Here is a 16,306-nt window from a genome sequence, read left to right as displayed (position 1 = left end):
CGCGTAGCGGCGATTTTCTTGCCGGGAGCCAGGGTGGTCAGGGAGGCGGCGGCGAGCCTCCCTGACACGTTCACAAGTATTGTGGTGACAGAGAAGCAGGGAACGTAAGGTGAACGGAATGACCTCCTTAGCCGTATGTTCCCCTCACCCTAACCCTCTCCCCAAAGGGGAGAGGGAATAATTGCGCGCCCGCAGACTGGTGTGGAGTGAGCCGCCAAATCACCCGTTAGCTGCCACCTTCCCTGGCCCTCCCCCCAAAGACCCGAGGGAATAATTGCGCGCCCTCAGACTCGTGCGGAGTGAGTAGCCAAATCACCCGTTAGCCGCCACCTTCCGCAGGTCAAACACCCGGCACGCCTTCCCTTCGGAACGCGGAATACTGCCGCAGTTTACGATCATCACGTCAGTGGAAATCCCCACCATCGACTTAATGCGGTGGCGAAGCTGGTGGCATACCTGGCAGCGCTGCTCGTGGGTCAGTGTCAAGCTACTCTCTTTCAGCTCCACCTTCACCGAAAGTGAATCAAGATGCCCGCGGCGGTTCACCTCCAGCTGATAGTGCGGCGACAGATGCTCGAACTTGACGATCTCCTCTTCCAGCTGCGACGGGAAGACGTTCACGCCGCGGATAATCAGCATATCGTCGCTGCGCCCGCTGATGCGATCCATGCGGCGCATGGTGCGCGCGGTGCCCGGCAGCAGGCGGGTCAGATCGCGGGTGCGGTAGCGGATGACCGGCAGCGCCTCTTTGGTCAGCGTGGTGAACAGCAGTTCGCCCTGCTCGCCGTCGTTGAGCGGCGTACCGTCGTTCGGGTTCACGATCTCCGGGTAGAAATGATCTTCCCAGATGGTCGGGCCGTCGGTGGTTTCCAGACACTCCATCGCCACGCCCGGCCCCATCACTTCCGACAGGCCGTAGATATCCAGCGCGGTAATGCCCAGACGTTTTTCGATTTCCCGGCGCATCGCCTGCGTCCACGGCTCGGCCCCGAACACGCCCACGCGCAGGGAGCACCGGCTGGCGTCGCCCCCCATCTGGCGCTCCAGCTCCTCAATCAGGTTAAGGCAGTACGACGGCGTGACCATGATCATGTCCGGCTGGAAATCGCGGATCAGCTGCGCCTGTTTCTCGGTCTGGCCGCCGGACATCGGGATCACCGTTGCGCCCAGGCGCTCGGCGCCGTAGTGCGCGCCCAGCCCGCCGGTAAACAGGCCGTAGCCGTAGGCGACATGGATTTTATCTTTTGGCGTGCCGCCCGCCGCACGCAGGGAGCGCGCGACGATATTCGCCCAGTTGTCGATGTCATTTTGGGTATAGCCGACGACGGTCGGTTTCCCGGTGGTGCCGGATGAGGCGTGGATACGCACCACCTGCTCCATCGGCACGGCGAAGGTGTCGAACGGGTAGTTATCGCGCAGGTCCTGCTTGGTAGTGCACGGGAATTTGCGGATATCCGCCAGCTCGTGGAAGTCGTCAGGGTGAACGCCCGCCGCGTCAAACTTGCGCTTGTACATCGGGACGTTGTTGTAAGCGTGATGGAGCGTCCACTTCAGGCGCTCGGTTTGCAGCGCCTGTAATTCATCAATGGACGCGGTTTCGATCGGGTCAAGCTTAGTTGTCGTTGTATTTGTCATTGTAGGGTACTCACATTGTGGTTCGATCAAACACGCTCAAGGATCATGGCAATGCCCTGACCCACACCGATGCACATCGTGCACAGCGCATAGCGCCCGCGACGTCGGTGCAATTCGTTGCTCGCGGCCAGCGCCAGCCTCGCACCGCTCATGCCCAGCGGATGGCCCAGCGCGATGGCTCCGCCGTTCGGGTTGACGTGCGCGGCATCGTCCGGCAGGCCGAGCTGGCGCAGCACGCCCAGCGCCTGGGAAGCAAAGGCTTCGTTCAGCTCGATGACGTCCATATCGTTAATGCTCAGCCCGGCGCGCTCCAGCACCTTACGGGTCGCCGGAACCGGCCCCAGCCCCATCAGGCGCGGCTCGACGCCCGCGGTCGCCATCGCCACGATGCGGGTACGCGGCACCAGACCCTGCGCCAGCGCCGTCTGCTCGCTGGCGATAATCAGCGCGGCGGCACCGTCGTTGACGCCGGAGGCGTTACCCGCCGTCACCACGCCGTTCTTGCGGAACGGGGTTTTCAGCGCCGCGAGCTGTTCAAGCGTGGTATCCGCGCGGGGATGTTCATCCACGCTCACTTCCGTGACCGCCCCTTTTTTCCCCGGCACCAGCACCGGCACGATCTCCTGCGCCAGAATGCCGTTCTGCTGGGCCTGCGCGGTGCGCTGCTGGCTGCGCAGGGCAAAGGCGTCCTGATCGGCGCGGCTGATATTTAACAATTCAGCTACATTCTCTGCCGTTTCCGGCATACTGTCAGTTCCGAAATGCTGATGCATGAGCGGATTCACAAAACGCCAGCCGATGGTGGTATCAAAGATCTCCGCCTGACGCTGGAAGGCGGCGGTGGCTTTGCCCATCACGAACGGCGCGCGGGACATAGACTCCACGCCGCCGGCAATCAGCAGATCGCCGTCGCCCGCTTTGATGGCGCGCGCGGCAAAGCCGATGGCGTCCAGACCGGAACCGCACAGGCGGTTGATGGTGGTGCCGGACACCGTCTGCGGCAGACCCGCCAGCAGCGCCGACATCCTCGCCACGTTGCGGTTATCTTCCCCGGCCTGGTTGGCGCAGCCGAAGATCACATCGTCTATGCGCTCTGCGTCCAGCTGCGGATAGCCCGCCAGCAGCGCGCGCAGCGGAACCGCGCCTAAATCATCGGCGCGCACGCCGGATAATGCCCCGCCGTAACGCCCAACCGGGGTACGCATACCGTCACAAATAAATGCATCACGCATCAGGCTTCTCCTGTCACAGTGCCGCCAATGCGGTGAGATTTACCGCGAAAGAGAGCGACCGTTTTTTGCTGTTGGTTTTGGATTTCAATGTCGTATACGCCGGTCAGCTTGCCCTGGTGCTTCACCCGCGCGGTGGCGGTGAGCTTATCCCCGGCAAAGCCCGGACGCAGAAAATCAATCGAGCAGGCAGACGCCACCGCCGCCAGCCCCTGGCTGTTGCAGGCGTAGGCAAAGGCGGTATCGGCGAGCGAGAACAGCTGCCCGCCGTGGCAGGTTTTATGGCCGTTGAGCATCTGCGGGGTGATGGTCATCGTCACCACCGCGTAGCCCTCGTCCATCTCGATAATGTCCATCCCGAGCGCCTGGGCGCAGGCGTCGTTCTCGTACATGACACGGGCGTTGTGCCAGGCGTTATGACTCATAGCTACTCTCCAGAAGCGCACGCTGGCGCAGCAGTGAACAGGGGCGATAGCGTTCTTCGCCGTAGTGGCGCTGTAGGTTTTCCAGCAGGGCCAACAGCCGCTGCCAGCCGAGGCGTTCCCCCCAGGCGATCGGGCCGCTCGGGTAGTTCACGCCAAGACGCATGGCGGTATCGATATCCTTTTCGCTGGCGACCCCTTTTTGCAGGGCGTCCAGCGCTTCGTTGGCGATCATCGCCACGGTGCGCCAGACCAGCAGCCCCGGGTAATCCGCAATCTGCACGACGCGCTTGCCCTGCTGCTGCAGCCAATAAATGGCCTTCTGGGTGGCGGAGTGCGGGTTGCTGGCGGCCACGGCGATCACCGCCACGTCGGCCTCCATTCGGTCAACCACCACTACCGGGCTGTTAAAGCGCAGCGCCAGCGCCTGCGCGGTTTCGCCCTGGGTTTCAATCAGCAGAACGTCGTCAATTTCGGTGACACCGTCACTTCTACGCTCGGCGCGCATCGGGCTAACGTGGTCAGAAACCACCTCAAGCCACTTGACCTGCGGCCGCTCGCCCTGCCAGTCGTACACGCCCTTGCCGCTCTTTTTGCCCAGCCGCCCGGCGAGCACCAGCTCCTGCTGCACCAGCGAAGGCAGGAAGCGGCGCTCCTGCCAGAAGGCGTTAAAGACGGAGCAGGTCACGGCAAAGTTGACGTCCTGACCAATCATATCGGTCAGCTCCAGCGGCCCCATCGGGAAACCGCCCCCTTCGCGCAGGGCGGCGTCGATGACTTCCGGAGCCGCCACCTGCTCTTCCAGCGCGCGCCAGGCTTCCGAATAAAACGGACGCGCCACGCGGTTGACGATAAACCCCGGGGTGGACTGGCAGCGCACCGGCTGTTTGCCCCAGCTCATCGCCAGCTCGCACAGCGCGTCGGCCACGTCCGGGGAGGTCGCCAGCCCGCTCACCACCTCCACCAGCTTCATCACCGGCGCCGGGTTAAAGAAGTGCAGCCCCGCCACGCGCTCCGGGTGAGGCACGTCTGCCGCAATCGCGGTCACCGATATCGACGAGGTGTTGCTGGTGAGCAGCGTCCGCGGCGGGCAGATCTCAGCCAGCTGCGCGAACAGCGCTTTTTTGACCTCCAGACGCTCGGAGGCCGCTTCAATGACCAGATCCGCGTCGGCGAGCGCGGTGATATCCGTCGCCGGCACCAGCCGGGCGAGGATCTGTCCGCTGGCCTCGGCGGAGAGTTTGCCGCGCGCCACGCGCGATTCCAGGCGCTGGCGAATGCCGTCGATCGCGCGGGAAACCGCGTCGGCGGCGATATCGTAAACCAGCACCGGATGCCCGTGGCTGGCGGCCACTTCGGCGATCCCGGCGCCCATGGTGCCGCTTCCAATCACGGCGACAGTGCGAATCGTCAGCATCTTATTTCCCCGTAAACTGCGGCGTGCGTTTGCCCAGGAACGCGCTGACCCCTTCGCGGTAGTCATCGCTGCGCCCGGCCAGGCGCTGATAGTCGCGCTCCAGGTCGAGCTGCGCGTCCAGGGTATTGGTTTCGGCGGCGTTAATGGCCCGCTTGATCAGCCCCAGACCAAAGGTCGGCTGGGAGGCGAAGTGCAGCGCCAGCTGCTGCGCGGTGGCGGAAAGCTGTTCGTCGTCCACCACCTGCCAGATCATTCCCCACGCCAGCGCCTGCTCGGCGCTGAGCTTATCGCCGAGCAGCGCCAGCCCCATCGCGCGGGCGCGTCCGGCAACGCGGGGCAAGAACCAGGTGCCGCCGCAGTCCGGCACCAGGCCCAGCTTGCTGAAGGCCATCACAAAGTTGGCGGAGCGCGCGGCGATCACCATGTCGCAGCCCAGCGCCAGCGTGGCGCCTGCGCCTGCCGCCACGCCGTTTACCGCGCAAATGACCGGCTTTGGCAGTTTTGCCAGGCGGCGCACCAGCGGGTTGTAGAAGGTGTCAACCGACATGCCCAGATCCGGCGCGGGGCCGTTCGGGTCAACGTTGCGGTCGTTAAGATCCTGTCCCGCGCAGAAGCCGCGCCCGGCGCCGGTGATCAGCAAACAGCGGACAGACTCATCGCGCTCGGCCTGTTTCAGACACTCGGAAAGCTGCTGGTGCATGACGTCGTTAAAGCTGTTCAGACGCTCCGGACGGTTCAGCGTAAGGGTCATTACGCCCTGCTCTACATGACTGAGAATAAATTCCACGATTAGCGTCCTTTGAAGTCTGGGGTGCGTTTTTGTAAGAAAGCCTCGATACCCTCGCGGCGATCGTCGGTGGCGGAAAGCAGCGTGAACAGCTGGCGCTCCTGGGCCAGCCCGGCGTGCAGCGGCACTTCCTGGGACTGGCGCAGCGCCTGCTTCGCCGCCTGCAGCGCCAGCGGAGAGTGGCGCGCCATCAGGCTGGCCTGCTTCAGGGCGTATTCCAGGGTCAGCGCCGCCGGGTACACGTCGCTCACCAGCCCGGCGCTCAGCGCCTGCTGCGCGGTGATGCTTTCCCCCGTGAGGATCATTTTGCTCGCCAGCGATTTCCCAACGCAGCGGATCAGGCGCTGGGTGCCGCCCGCCCCCGGCATAATGCCGAGCGTGATTTCCGGCAGGCCGAAGCGGGCGTTATCCCCGGCGATAACCACGTCGCACAGCAGCGCCAGCTCGCAGCCTGCCCCGAGCGCGAAGCCGTTCACCGCGGCAATCAGCGGCTTATTGAAGGCGTTAATTCGCGCCCACAGCTGCGGGCGAACGTCGTTGAGGGTGGCGGGCAGATCGTTTTCCGCCATTTCGTTGAGATCGGCTCCGGCGGCGAAACAGCGCTCGCTGCCGGCGATGACGCAGGCGGAGATCTCGTTGTTTTGCGCAGCGGCCTCCAGCGCCTCGGCAATCTGCGTTAGCAGGGCATTGTTCAGGGCGTTGCGCGCCGCCGGACGGTTAAGCGTCAGCAGGAGCACGCGGCCCTCCCGGGTGAGAATCAGCTCGCTCATGCCATCCCCTTCGCGTCGAAATCAACGATCACGTCGGCGGTTAGCGGCAGCGCCTGACAGCTCAGCACATACCCGGCGGCCAGCTCGTCCGGCTCCAGGCTGTAGTTGGTCACCATATCCACTTTGCCGCGCAGCACCTTGCATTTGCAGGTGGCGCACACCCCGCCTTTACAGGCGTAAGGCAGGTCAGCCCCCTGACGCAGGGCGGCATCCAGAATACTTTCGTCATCGGCAGTGAGGGTTATCTCACGGTCGCGTCCGTCCTGACGCACGGTCACCTTTTGCCCCTGCGCCTGCACGCTCACCGCGCGCTTCACGCCGCTGCCCGGGGTGTTGAACCGTTCAAGGTGAATCGCTTTTTCCGGCATCCCCAGCGCTTTCAGCGCCGCTTCGGCGTCGTCCATCATGGCCGACGGGCCGCAGATAAAGGCCTCGTCATACTGACGGAAGTTGATCAGGGTCTTCGCCAGCGCCTGCAGTTTTTCGCCGTCGATGCGCCCGTGCAGCAGGTCGCTGTCGAGGGTCTCCTGGCTGAAAATGCACACCAGCTGCAGGCGCTGCGGGTATTTGTCTTTCAGATCCGCCAGCGCCTGGCGGAACATCATGCTCTGGCTGCTGCGGTTGCCGTAGATCAGCGTGAAGTGGCTGCCAGGCTCGGTGGCGAGCGTCGCGGCGAGGATCGCCAGCATCGGCGTAATGCCCGACCCGGCGGCAATTGCCAGATAGTGGCCTTCGCGTTCGGCCTGCGGCTGGTAGCCGAAATGCCCCTGCGGCACCATCACGTCAAGGGCCATGCCCTGCCTGATCTCATCGCGGGCGTAGCGCGAGAAGCGCCCGCCTTCGATGGCTTTTACCGCCACGCTGATTTCACCCGGCGCGGCGCTGCGGCAGATGGAGTAGCAGCGGCGCAGTTCGTCACCGCCGAGCCTGGCCTTGAGGGTTAAATGCTGCCCCGGACGAAAGCGGTAGGCCTCCTGCAGTTCGTCGGGCACCGCGAAGGTAATGGTTACCGCGTCGCGGGTTTCGGGCTCTACTTTTGCCACAGTTAAGGAGTGAAACGTTGTCATGGCAGCCTCAAATACATTTGAAATAGTCGAAAGGCTCGCGGCAGGTGTTGCAGCGATACAGCGCTTTGCAGGCCGTCGAACCAAATTCACTGATAAGCGAGGTGTCGGTGCTGGCGCAGCGCGGGCAGCTCACCTCGGCGGGCGCGTGGGCGTGGCAGCTATGGCCGACGGGCGGGCTGATGCCGTACTCGCGCAGACGCTCGCGGGCATCGGCGGTCATCCAGTCGGTGGTCCAGGCGGGCTCAAGCTGCAGCACAATGTGCACCGGGGTGAAGCCGTGCGCGGTCATAGCGTCGCGGATCGCACCCAGCAGATGTTCCGTCGCCGGACACCCGGAATAGGTTGGCGTGAAGCCAATCACCCAGCCTTCCCCGCGCGCGCTGACGCTGCGCACCATCCCGAGATCGGTGATGGTCAGCACCGGCACTTCCGGGTCCGGGATCTCGCTTAGCAGCGACCAGATCTGCGGGATTTCCGCAGGCGCAATCTCGACACGTTGCATCGCGTCCTCCTTACCACTGCTGTCCGGGGTAGACGCGCTGGAGATATTGCATCTCCGCCAGCATCGGCCCCAGATGTTCGGTGTGCAGCCCTTTCCTGCCGCCGGTGCGGTAGGCCACTTCGTCGGGCACGTTCAGCCCGGCCTGCTGCAATCCGCTGAACACTTCCGCTTCCCAGGCCTCACGCAGCGCGCGCGGGTCAACGGCAATACCCTCTTCAATCAGCGCCAGCTCCACCTCGTCGGCCTCGAACAGCTCCGCCGTAAAGCGCCACAGGTCGTTGACCGCCTGCTGCATTTTTTGGGCCGACACCGCGGTGCCGCCGCCCAGACGCTCCAGCCAGCCGCGGCTAAAGCGCAGGTGGTAGCGGGCCTCTTTGATCGCTTTGGCGGCGATGGCGGCCAGCTGGCTGTCCCGGCTCTGGGCCAGACGGCTGTAAAGCTCAACGTGCCAGGCGTCCATAAAGTACTGACGGGCGATGGTGTCGGCGAAATTGCCGTTCGGCTGTTCCACCAGCAGCAGGTTGCGGAACTGGCGTTCGTCGCGGCCAAAGGCCAGCGTGTCTTCGTCACCCTTGCCGTCCAGGCTGGCGGCGTAGGTCAGAAAGTTACGCGCCTGTCCCAGCAGGTCGAGGCCGATGTTGGCGAGCGCCAGGTCGATCTCCAGCTCCGGGGCGTGTCCGCACCAGGCGCCAAGACGCTGGGAAAGCACCAGGCCGTTATCGCCCAGTCGCAGGGCATATGCAGTTGTTGTATTCATCCCCGACCTCACATGTGCTCGATGCCATCAGGGATGGTGTAAAACGTGGGGTGACGGTAGATTTTGCTCTCCGCCGGATCAAAGAATTCACCGCTCTCTTCCGGCTGGGAGGCCACGATTTCGCTCGCCTTCACCACCCAAATCGAGCAGCCTTCGCTGCGGCGGGTGTAGGCATCGCGCGCGTTTTCCAGCGCCATGCGGTCGTCGGCGGCGTGGAGACTGCCCACGTGACGGTGGGACAGACCCTGTTTGGAACGCACAAAGACTTCATATAACGGCCAGTAGACATTGCTCATGTTGCTTCCTCTTAAGCCACTTTTTGGGCGTGTTGTTTTTCCGCGTGCGCCAGTGCGGCTTCGCGCACCCACGCCCCTTCTTCCCAGGCTTTTCGTTTTGCGGCCAGGCGCTCGTGGTTGCAGATCCCGCGCCCGTTAATCACGTCATCAAATTCGTGCCAGTCGATTTCGCCGAACGCGTAATGCCCGGTTTGCGCATCGAAACGCAGATCCGGGTCCGGCACGGTCATGCCCAGCATTTCCACCTGCGGAACGGTGTTGTCGACAAAGCGCTGGCGCAGCTCGTCGTTGCCAAAGCGTTTGATTTTCCAGGCGAGGCTGCGGGCGCTGTTCGGCGAGCTGTCGTCGTTTGGCCCGAACATCATGAGCGCCGGCCACCAGAAGCGGTTGATGGCGTCCTGCAGCATCGCGCGCTGCTCGTCGCTGCCCTGCGCCAGCGCCATGCAGGCTTCAAAGCCCTGACGCTGGTGGAAGCTCTCTTCTTTACAGATTTTCACCATCGCCCGGGCGTAGGGGCCGTAGGAGGTGCGGCACAGCGCCACCTGGTTAACGATGGCCGCGCCGTCCACCAGCCAGCCGATCACGCCGATATCCGCCCAGGTCAGGGTCGGGTAGTTGAAGATGGAGGAGTACTTCATCTTGCCGTCCAGCATCTTCTGGTAGATGTCTTCCCGGGCGCAGCCCAGGGTTTCCGCCGCGCTGTAGAGATAAAGACCGTGTCCGGCTTCGTCCTGCACTTTCGCCAGCAGGATGGCCTTGCGGCGCAGGGTCGGCGCGCGGGCGATCCAGTTACCTTCAGGAAGCATCCCGACAATTTCAGAGTGCGCATGTTGCCCAATCTGGCGGATCAGCGTTTTGCGGTAGGCGTCAGGCATCCAGTCCTGCGGCTCGATGGCCGTCTCCTGCGCTATGCGCTGCTCAAAGCGTTGTTCTTGCATCACGTCATCACCCTTATGATTCGTTAATCTAATTACTCAAGTGAAATGGTGAATCACTTCGTTTCTTAAAAGTTACACAAAGGTTAAATATAACCCCAAGGAGTGTTTGTTTATTTTGTGACATCGGTCGCAAGGCTTTTCAATACTGGCTTTTACGGCGGGGAATGAACGACAGGGTTTCGTCAGGCGAGATCACAATGTTAACAAATCATTAAAACTCAGCTTGATTTTTATGATTCACAATTTAACTATTTATAGTGAATTAACGAAACATCTGGAGATAAGCGATGCAGCAGTTAGCCAGCTTCTTGTCCGGCACCTGGCAGTCTGGCCGGGGCCGCGAGCGCAATATTCATCACGCCATCAGCGGCGAAGCATTATGGGAAGTGACCAGCGAAGGGCTGGATATGGGTGCCGCCCGCCGTTACGCCATTGAGCGCGGCGGTGAATCACTTCGCGCCATGACCTTTATCGAGCGCGCTGCCATGCTGAAAGCGGTGGCAAAACACCTGCTCAGCGAGAAGGCCACGTTCTACGCCCTGTCGGCACAAACCGGGGCCACCAAAGCGGACAGCTGGGTGGATATCGAAGGCGGGATCGGCACCCTCTTCACCTACGCCAGCCTCGGCAGCCGCGAGCTGCCGGACGATACCCTGTGGCCGGAAGATGAGCTTATCCCCCTGTCCAAAGAGGGAGGCTTTGCCGCGCGCCACGTTTTAACCTCGAAATCCGGCGTGGCGGTGCATATCAACGCCTTTAACTTCCCCTGCTGGGGGATGCTGGAAAAGCTGGCCCCGACCTGGCTTGCCGGGATGCCCGCCATCATCAAACCCGCCACCGCCACCGCGCAGGTGACTCAGGCGATGGTGAAGTCCATCGTTGACAGCGGCCTGGTGCCGGACGGCGCCATCAGCCTGATTTGCGGCGGCGCGGGGGATCTGCTGAGCCAGCTCGACAGCCAGGACGTAGTGACCTTTACCGGCTCCGCCAGCACCGGACAGAGCCTGCGCGTTCACCCCAACATCGTGGCGAATTCGATTCCCTTCACCATGGAGGCCGACTCCCTGAACTGCTGCGTGCTGGGGGAAGACGTCACGCCGGAGCAGCCGGAGTTTGCGCTGTTTATCCGCGAAGTGGTGCGCGAAATGACCGCCAAGGCCGGACAGAAATGTACCGCCATTCGCCGCATCATCGTCCCGCAGGGCCAGGTTGACGCCGTAAGCCAGGCGCTGATTGCGCGTCTGGAGAAAGTGGTGGTCGGCGACCCGGCGCAGGAAGGGGTCAAAATGGGCGCGCTGGTGAACAGCGAGCAGCGCGCCGACGTGCAGGAAAAGGTGGATCTGCTGATTGCCGCAGGCTGCCAGGCGCGTCTGGGCGGTAAGGCCGATCTGCACGCCGCCGGGGCGTTCTTCCCGCCAACCCTGCTCTTCTGCCCGCAGCCGGATGAAACCCCGGCGGTACATTCCACCGAAGCCTTCGGCCCGGTCGCCACCCTGATGCCCAGCCGCAGCGCGGAACATGCCCTCCAGCTTGCCCGCGCGGGCGGCGGCAGCCTGGCGGGGACGCTGGTCACGGCAGATCCGGCGATTGCCCGAGTCTTTATTGCAGGCGCAGCCCGCGCCCACGGGCGTATTCAGATCCTCAACGAGGAATCCTCGAAAGAGTCCACCGGGCACGGCTCGCCGCTGCCGCAGCTGGTGCACGGCGGCCCGGGACGCGCGGGCGGCGGCGAGGAGTTAGGCGGCCTGCGCGCGGTGAAGCATTATCTGCAGCGTACCGCCGTTCAGGGCAGCCCGTCGATGCTGGCGGCTATCGGCAAGCAGTGGGTGCGCGGCGCGCAGGTGCAGGAAGACCGGGTGCATCCGTTCCGCAAATACTTCGAGGAGCTTCAGCCGGGCGACAGCCTGCTGACCCCCCGCCGCACCCTGACCGAAGCCGATATCGTCAACTTCGCCTGCCTGAGCGGGGATCACTTCTACGCCCACATGGACAAAATTGGCGCGGCGGAGTCGATCTTCGGCGAGCGCGTGGTTCACGGCTACTTCCTGATTTCGGCGGCGGCGGGTCTGTTCGTCGACGCGGGCGTGGGCCCGGTGATTGCCAACTACGGCATGGAAAACCTGCGCTTTATCGAGCCGGTGAAGCCGGGCGATACCATCCAGGTTCGCCTGACCTGCAAGCGTAAAACGCTGAAAAAACAACGTACCGCCGATGAGAAGCCCACCGGCGTGGTGGAGTGGGCGGTCGAGATCCAAAACCAGCATCAGCAGGCGGTAGCCCTGTACTCCATCCTCACGCTGGTGGCGCGCCAGCACGGTGACTTCCTCGAGTAATTCTCCGCGCGTTTACCGGGGGTGTGACTTACCCCCGGTCTTTTTTTAACCTGGCAAGACTGACAAATAACCTGGCAGATGCAGGCAAACGCTTTTCACGCAGCCCTGTCAGGATAACGCTGGCACAACACAAAAATCACAACAAAACAAAATGAGGTCAACGATGGGAAGCCACTCTTCTTTTTCTGCCCGTAAAACGGCGCTGGCCATGGCCGTTGCTCTGATTTGCGCCTGGCAAACCCCTGCTTTCGCCCACGGCAGCGAAGCGCACATGGTTCCGATGGATAAAACCCTTCAGGACTTTGGCGCAGACGTGCAATGGGATGATTACGCCCAGATGTTCACCATCGCCAAAGACGGCGCGTATGTGAAGGTCAAGCCCGGCGCGAAAACCGCCATCGTCAACGGGAAAACCCTGACGCTCCAGGTGCCGGTGGTGATGAAGGGCAAAAAAGCGTTTATCTCAGACACCTTTATTAACGACGTCTTCCAGTCCGGCCTCGATCAAACCTTCCAGGTAGAGAAACGCCCTCACCCGCTGAACGCGCTGACCGCCGACGAAATTAAGCAGGCCGTTGAGATTGTAAAAAGCTCGGCGGACTTCAGGCCCAACACCCGCTTCACCCAGATTGCGCTGGCGGAGCCCGAGAAAGCGAAAGTCTGGGACTTTGTGCTGAACGGCACGGAGGTGGACGCGCCGCGCCAGGCCAACGTCACCATGCTCGACGGCAAGCACGTGATTGAAAGCGTGGTCGACCTGAAGGACAAAAAAGTGGTGAGCTGGGCGCCGGTGAAAGACGCGCACGGCATGGTGCTGCTCGACGACTTCACTGCCGTTCAGCAGATCATCAACGAAAGCGCAGAATTTGCCGAGGTGCTGAAAAAACGCGGCATCAACGATACGAAGAAAGTGATCACCACCCCGCTAACCGTCGGCTATTTTGACGGCAAGGACGGCCTGAAGCAGGAAGACCGCCTGCTGAAAGTGGTGAGCTACCTGGACGTGGGCGACGGTAACTACTGGGCGCACCCGATTGAAAACCTGGTGGCGGTGGTCGATCTCGAACAGAAGAAAATTCAGAAAATCGAAGAAGGCGCCGTGGTGCCCGTGCCGATGACGCCGCGCCCGTATGACGGACGCGACCGCATTCAGCCCCCGAAAAAGCCGCTCGACATCATCGAACCTGAAGGCAAGAACTACACCATCACCGGGGATATGATCCACTGGCAGAACTGGGACTTCCACCTGAGCCTCGACTCCCGCGTGGGCCCGGTGATCTCCACCGTGACCTATAACGACAACGGCAAAAAGCGCCAGGTGATGTACGAAGGTTCCCTCGGCGGGATGATCGTCCCTTACGGCGACCCGGACGTGGGCTGGTACTTCAAGGCCTATCTGGACTCCGGCGACTACGGGATGGGCACCCTGACCTCTCCGCTGGTGCGGGGTAAAGACGTGCCGTCCAACGCCGTGCTGCTGAACGAAACCATCCCGGACTACACCGGGGCGCCAATGGAGATCCCGCGCGCTATCGCGATCTTCGAACGCTACGCCGGGCCGGAGTATAAGCACCAGGAGATGGGCCAGCCGAACGTCAGCACCGAGCGCCGTGAGCTGGTAGTGCGCTGGGTCAGTACCGTGGGCAACTACGACTACATCTTTGACTGGGTCTTCCACGAAAACGGCACCATCGGCATTGATGCCGGCGCGACGGGTATTGAGGCGGTGAAAGGCGTGCAGGCGAAAACCATGCACGACGCCACCGCCAAAGACGACACCCGATACGGCACGCTGATCGACCACAACATCGTCGGCACCACCCACCAGCACATCTACAACTTCCGTCTGGACATGGACGTGGACGGTACCAACAACCGCCTGGTGGCGATGGATCCGGAGGTGAAGCCGAACACCGCGGGCGGCCCGCGCACCAGCACCATGCAGATTAACCAGTACAACATCGATACCGAGCAGCAGGCGGCGCAGAAGTTTGACCCGGGCACCATTCGCCTGCTGAGCAACACCAGCAAAGAGAACCGCATGGGCAACCCGGTGTCGTACCAGATTATCCCTTACGCGGGCGGCACTCACCCGGTCGCGACGGGCGCGAAATTCGCCCCGGACGAGTGGATTTACCACCGCCTGAGCTTTATGGATAAGCAGCTGTGGGTGACCCGTTACCATCCGAACGATATCTATCCGGAAGGCAAATTCCCGAATCGCTCCACGCACGACACGGGCCTGGGCCAGTACAGCAAGGATAACGAGTCGATTGATAATCAGGACGACGTGGTGTGGATGACCACCGGTACAACCCACGTTGCCCGCGCGGAAGAGTGGCCGATCATGCCGACGGAGTGGGTGCATACCCTGCTGAAGCCGTGGAACTTCTTCGACGAAACGCCGACGCTCGGTAAAAAGAAAGACGAGCAGAAATAATAACTCACCGGGCGCAATGCCCGGTTTTTTTTAAACGCTTTTTCATCCATACGCTTGCTGAATATATGACCCCCATTATAGTTATTTAAGCTTTCTTACTTCTTAGAAACTTATGCCACATTTCAGCCAGGAAAAAATCTCCACAAACGACGCCGTACATTCACTGAGAGGTTTTAGGACAGGCTGCGCCTAACCTGGAAGCGGACGCGCTGAAGCAGGCGCAGGACAGCGGCGATATTAAAATCACCGGCGACGGGGCAAAACTGGATGCGATGCTCGGCTATATGGATAAATTTGAGTTCTGGTTTAACATTGTGACACCGTAACCCGAACGGCGGGCGGCCATCACCGCCCGCCTTTCCCTCTGACGCCCTTTGGATGGGGACATCTGCCGCAATGGAAAAACGACACAACACAACCCCCGAGCTCGCCGCCTGGCCCACCCGCAAAACGATGGTGCGCCACGGTCTGGCGATGAACCTGCCGTGGCTGGCCTTTGTGAACGTGAGCCTGGCGCTCATGATCCTGCTGCGCAACCTGCTGTTCCATAGCATCGACAGTGCCTATCAGGTCGGCGTGCAGCTCACGCGGATCATAGATACCTCGATGTTTGGCATTATTCTTTTATCCGCCGCGCTGATTGTGATGGCCTGGCGGCACATCGCGGGCGTCAGCGTGGTGCTGTTTATCTGTAGCCTGATCTGGTCAATGTCCTGCTTTTGGTTTATCACCGAGTGGCAGCTCCCCCACGCCTGGCCGCTGTGCATTATCCTGCTGCTGGCGGCGATGACGGCGCTCTACTTCTATCCTTCCGGGTTGTTAGCCTTCGTGATACCGCTGTGGCTAACCCTTCCGGTCGCCAGCTGGGTGTTGAATCAGGGGGTTAACGTTCGCTTCGCGGTGGTGTGGGTCGTGTTTACGCTGATCCTGTTCTGCGGGCGCTATATCCTGCTCGGCTGGTTTGAAGAGGCCTGGCGGCGCAACCAGCAAAACCAGCTGCTCATCTCGCGTCTGGATGCCCTTGCGCATCAGGATGCGTTGACCAAAACGGCGAACCGCCGTGTGATGGAGAGCGTGCTCGAAAACGCCGTTGAGCAGCGTAAAACCTTCACGCTGATCATGCTCGACGTGGATTATTTCAAGCTTTACAACGACACCTACGGGCATCAGGCCGGGGATGCGTGTCTGGTGCGCGTGGCGGAGGTGCTGAAAAAGTCCGTGCGCACGCCGGAGGACGTGGTGTCCCGCTACGGCGGAGAGGAGTTTGTGGTGATCCTGTTCAACTGCCCGCCGAACATGGCGGAACAGGTTGCCGCCCGCATTCAGGACGGCCTGCGCGCCGCGGCGATAGCGCACGGCGCGTCGCAGGTGAGCGAGTTAGTGACGGTCAGCATGGGGATTGCCGGATCCGCCGAAGGGCTCGCCGGGCCGGAGATTATTGCCCGCGCGGACGCGGCGTTGTACCGGGCGAAAGAGGCCGGGCGGGATCGGTGGGCGCGGTGAGTGAAGTGACTCCCTCTCCCTCTGGGAGAGGGCTGGGGTGAGCGAAACACACGGCTCTTGCTATCGTTCCCTTCACCTCACGTTTTCATTGCCAGATATGTGCGGGCTGATGCCCTCACCCTAACCCTCTCCCACGGGGAGAGGGAACCGATCGCGCTTTTAAGAAGTACAGCGACTCCGTTGCGGGTAAAGAAGAAAAGCTAAAAGCGA

Annotated in this window: 14 protein-coding genes and 1 pseudogene; 4 read left to right on the top strand and 11 right to left on the bottom strand. The window is 61.9% G+C overall.

Going from position 1 to position 16,306, the window contains the following annotated elements; translation table 11 throughout:
- Positions 1-312 precede the first annotated feature (312 nt).
- The 11 genes from paaK to paaA are packed head-to-tail and all read right to left on the bottom strand — an operon-like array spanning position 313 to position 9,823.
- Positions 313-1,635, bottom strand: coding sequence for a phenylacetate--CoA ligase PaaK (paaK, locus tag AB6V08_RS23075; RefSeq protein WP_368545087.1), 1,323 nt, complete (start codon positions 1,633-1,635; stop codon positions 313-315).
- A 26-nt stretch (positions 1,636-1,661) separates the two neighbouring features.
- On the bottom strand, positions 1,662-2,867 hold the full coding sequence (pcaF, locus tag AB6V08_RS23070; protein WP_368545086.1) for a 3-oxoadipyl-CoA thiolase: 1,206 nt from the start codon (positions 2,865-2,867) through the stop codon (positions 1,662-1,664).
- Entirely contained in the window at positions 2,867-3,289 is a 423-nt protein-coding gene (paaI, locus tag AB6V08_RS23065; RefSeq protein WP_368545084.1) for a hydroxyphenylacetyl-CoA thioesterase PaaI, read from the bottom strand. Before paaI ends, pcaF begins: the two co-directional genes overlap by 1 nt.
- Positions 3,279-4,703 carry a 3-hydroxyacyl-CoA dehydrogenase PaaH gene (paaH, locus tag AB6V08_RS23060; RefSeq protein WP_368545083.1) on the bottom strand — a complete coding sequence of 475 codons (1,425 nt, stop codon included), beginning with the start codon at positions 4,701-4,703 and terminating at the stop codon, positions 3,279-3,281. The genes paaI and paaH overlap by 11 nt, the downstream gene beginning before the upstream one ends.
- A gap of 1 nt (position 4,704) precedes the next feature.
- Entirely contained in the window at positions 4,705-5,493 is a 789-nt protein-coding gene (gene paaG, locus AB6V08_RS23055; RefSeq protein ID WP_368545088.1) for a 2-(1,2-epoxy-1,2-dihydrophenyl)acetyl-CoA isomerase PaaG, read from the bottom strand.
- Positions 5,493-6,260 (bottom strand): 2,3-dehydroadipyl-CoA hydratase PaaF, encoded by a 768-nt coding sequence (gene paaF / locus AB6V08_RS23050; protein WP_368545082.1) that lies wholly within the window; start codon positions 6,258-6,260, stop codon positions 5,493-5,495. The genes paaG and paaF overlap by 1 nt, the downstream gene beginning before the upstream one ends.
- A complete protein-coding gene (gene paaE / locus AB6V08_RS23045; RefSeq protein WP_368545080.1) occupies positions 6,257-7,327 on the bottom strand; it encodes a 1,2-phenylacetyl-CoA epoxidase subunit PaaE in 1,071 nt (356 codons plus the stop codon). The genes paaF and paaE overlap by 4 nt, the downstream gene beginning before the upstream one ends.
- Positions 7,328-7,334: 7 nt before the next feature.
- The gene (gene paaD, locus AB6V08_RS23040) at positions 7,335-7,829 is read right to left on the bottom strand and encodes a 1,2-phenylacetyl-CoA epoxidase subunit PaaD (RefSeq protein ID WP_368545078.1); all 495 of its coding nucleotides are present in this window, start codon (positions 7,827-7,829) and stop codon (positions 7,335-7,337) included.
- A gap of 10 nt (positions 7,830-7,839) precedes the next feature.
- The gene (gene paaC, locus AB6V08_RS23035; protein ID WP_368545077.1) at positions 7,840-8,586 is read right to left on the bottom strand and encodes a 1,2-phenylacetyl-CoA epoxidase subunit PaaC; all 747 of its coding nucleotides are present in this window, start codon (positions 8,584-8,586) and stop codon (positions 7,840-7,842) included.
- 8 nt (positions 8,587-8,594) lie between these two features.
- Positions 8,595-8,882: a 1,2-phenylacetyl-CoA epoxidase subunit PaaB gene (gene paaB / locus AB6V08_RS23030; protein ID WP_168979380.1), complete on the bottom strand. Its 288-nt coding sequence runs from the start codon at positions 8,880-8,882 to the stop codon at positions 8,595-8,597.
- 11 nt (positions 8,883-8,893) lie between these two features.
- A complete protein-coding gene (gene paaA / locus AB6V08_RS23025; protein WP_368545075.1) occupies positions 8,894-9,823 on the bottom strand; it encodes a 1,2-phenylacetyl-CoA epoxidase subunit PaaA in 930 nt (309 codons plus the stop codon).
- Between the two features lie 284 nt (positions 9,824-10,107).
- On the opposite strand from paaA, the gene paaZ reads away from it, so the two are divergent.
- The 4 genes and pseudogenes from paaZ to AB6V08_RS23005 all read left to right on the top strand — a co-directional run bounded on the left by paaZ (position 10,108) and on the right by AB6V08_RS23005 (position 16,096).
- On the top strand, positions 10,108-12,153 hold the full coding sequence (paaZ, locus tag AB6V08_RS23020; protein WP_368545074.1) for a phenylacetic acid degradation bifunctional protein PaaZ: 2,046 nt from the start codon (positions 10,108-10,110) through the stop codon (positions 12,151-12,153).
- A gap of 163 nt (positions 12,154-12,316) precedes the next feature.
- On the top strand, positions 12,317-14,593 hold the full coding sequence (tynA, locus tag AB6V08_RS23015) for a primary-amine oxidase (RefSeq protein WP_368545073.1): 2,277 nt from the start codon (positions 12,317-12,319) through the stop codon (positions 14,591-14,593).
- Positions 14,594-14,787: 194 nt separating this feature from the next.
- Positions 14,788-14,919: pseudogene (locus AB6V08_RS23010) on the top strand (alkyl sulfatase C-terminal domain-containing protein); the annotation flags it as partial.
- 70 nt (positions 14,920-14,989) lie between these two features.
- Entirely contained in the window at positions 14,990-16,096 is a 1,107-nt protein-coding gene (locus AB6V08_RS23005; RefSeq protein ID WP_368545071.1) for a GGDEF domain-containing protein, read from the top strand.
- The last annotated feature ends 210 nt before the right edge of the window (positions 16,097-16,306 follow it).

The organism is Enterobacter soli (genome assembly GCF_964208575.1).
Classification (GTDB): Bacteria; Pseudomonadota; Gammaproteobacteria; order Enterobacterales; family Enterobacteriaceae; genus Enterobacter; species Enterobacter soli_A.
Note: the sequence above shows the minus strand (reverse complement) of the source record. Positions and strands in the feature narration are given on the sequence as shown.

Excerpts from the sequence above, each read along its gene's own strand:
- paaE (WP_368545080.1), bottom strand. The coding sequence starts at position 7,327 with ATGACAACGTTTCACTCCTTAACTGTGGCAAAAGTAGAGCCCGAAACC.
- pcaF (WP_368545086.1), bottom strand. The coding sequence starts at position 2,867 with ATGCGTGATGCATTTATTTGTGACGGTATGCGTACCCCGGTTGGGCGT.
- paaD (WP_368545078.1), bottom strand. The coding sequence starts at position 7,829 with ATGCAACGTGTCGAGATTGCGCCTGCGGAAATCCCGCAGATCTGGTCG.
- paaB (WP_168979380.1), bottom strand. The coding sequence starts at position 8,882 with ATGAGCAATGTCTACTGGCCGTTATATGAAGTCTTTGTGCGTTCCAAA.
- paaZ (WP_368545074.1), top strand. The coding sequence starts at position 10,108 with ATGCAGCAGTTAGCCAGCTTCTTGTCCGGCACCTGGCAGTCTGGCCGG.
- paaK (WP_368545087.1), bottom strand. The coding sequence starts at position 1,635 with ATGACAAATACAACGACAACTAAGCTTGACCCGATCGAAACCGCGTCC.
- paaC (WP_368545077.1), bottom strand. The coding sequence starts at position 8,586 with ATGAATACAACAACTGCATATGCCCTGCGACTGGGCGATAACGGCCTG.
- paaF (WP_368545082.1), bottom strand. The coding sequence starts at position 6,260 with ATGAGCGAGCTGATTCTCACCCGGGAGGGCCGCGTGCTCCTGCTGACG.
- tynA (WP_368545073.1), top strand. The coding sequence starts at position 12,317 with ATGGGAAGCCACTCTTCTTTTTCTGCCCGTAAAACGGCGCTGGCCATG.
- AB6V08_RS23005 (WP_368545071.1), top strand. The coding sequence starts at position 14,990 with ATGGAAAAACGACACAACACAACCCCCGAGCTCGCCGCCTGGCCCACC.
- paaH (WP_368545083.1), bottom strand. The coding sequence starts at position 4,703 with ATGCTGACGATTCGCACTGTCGCCGTGATTGGAAGCGGCACCATGGGC.
- paaI (WP_368545084.1), bottom strand. The coding sequence starts at position 3,289 with ATGAGTCATAACGCCTGGCACAACGCCCGTGTCATGTACGAGAACGAC.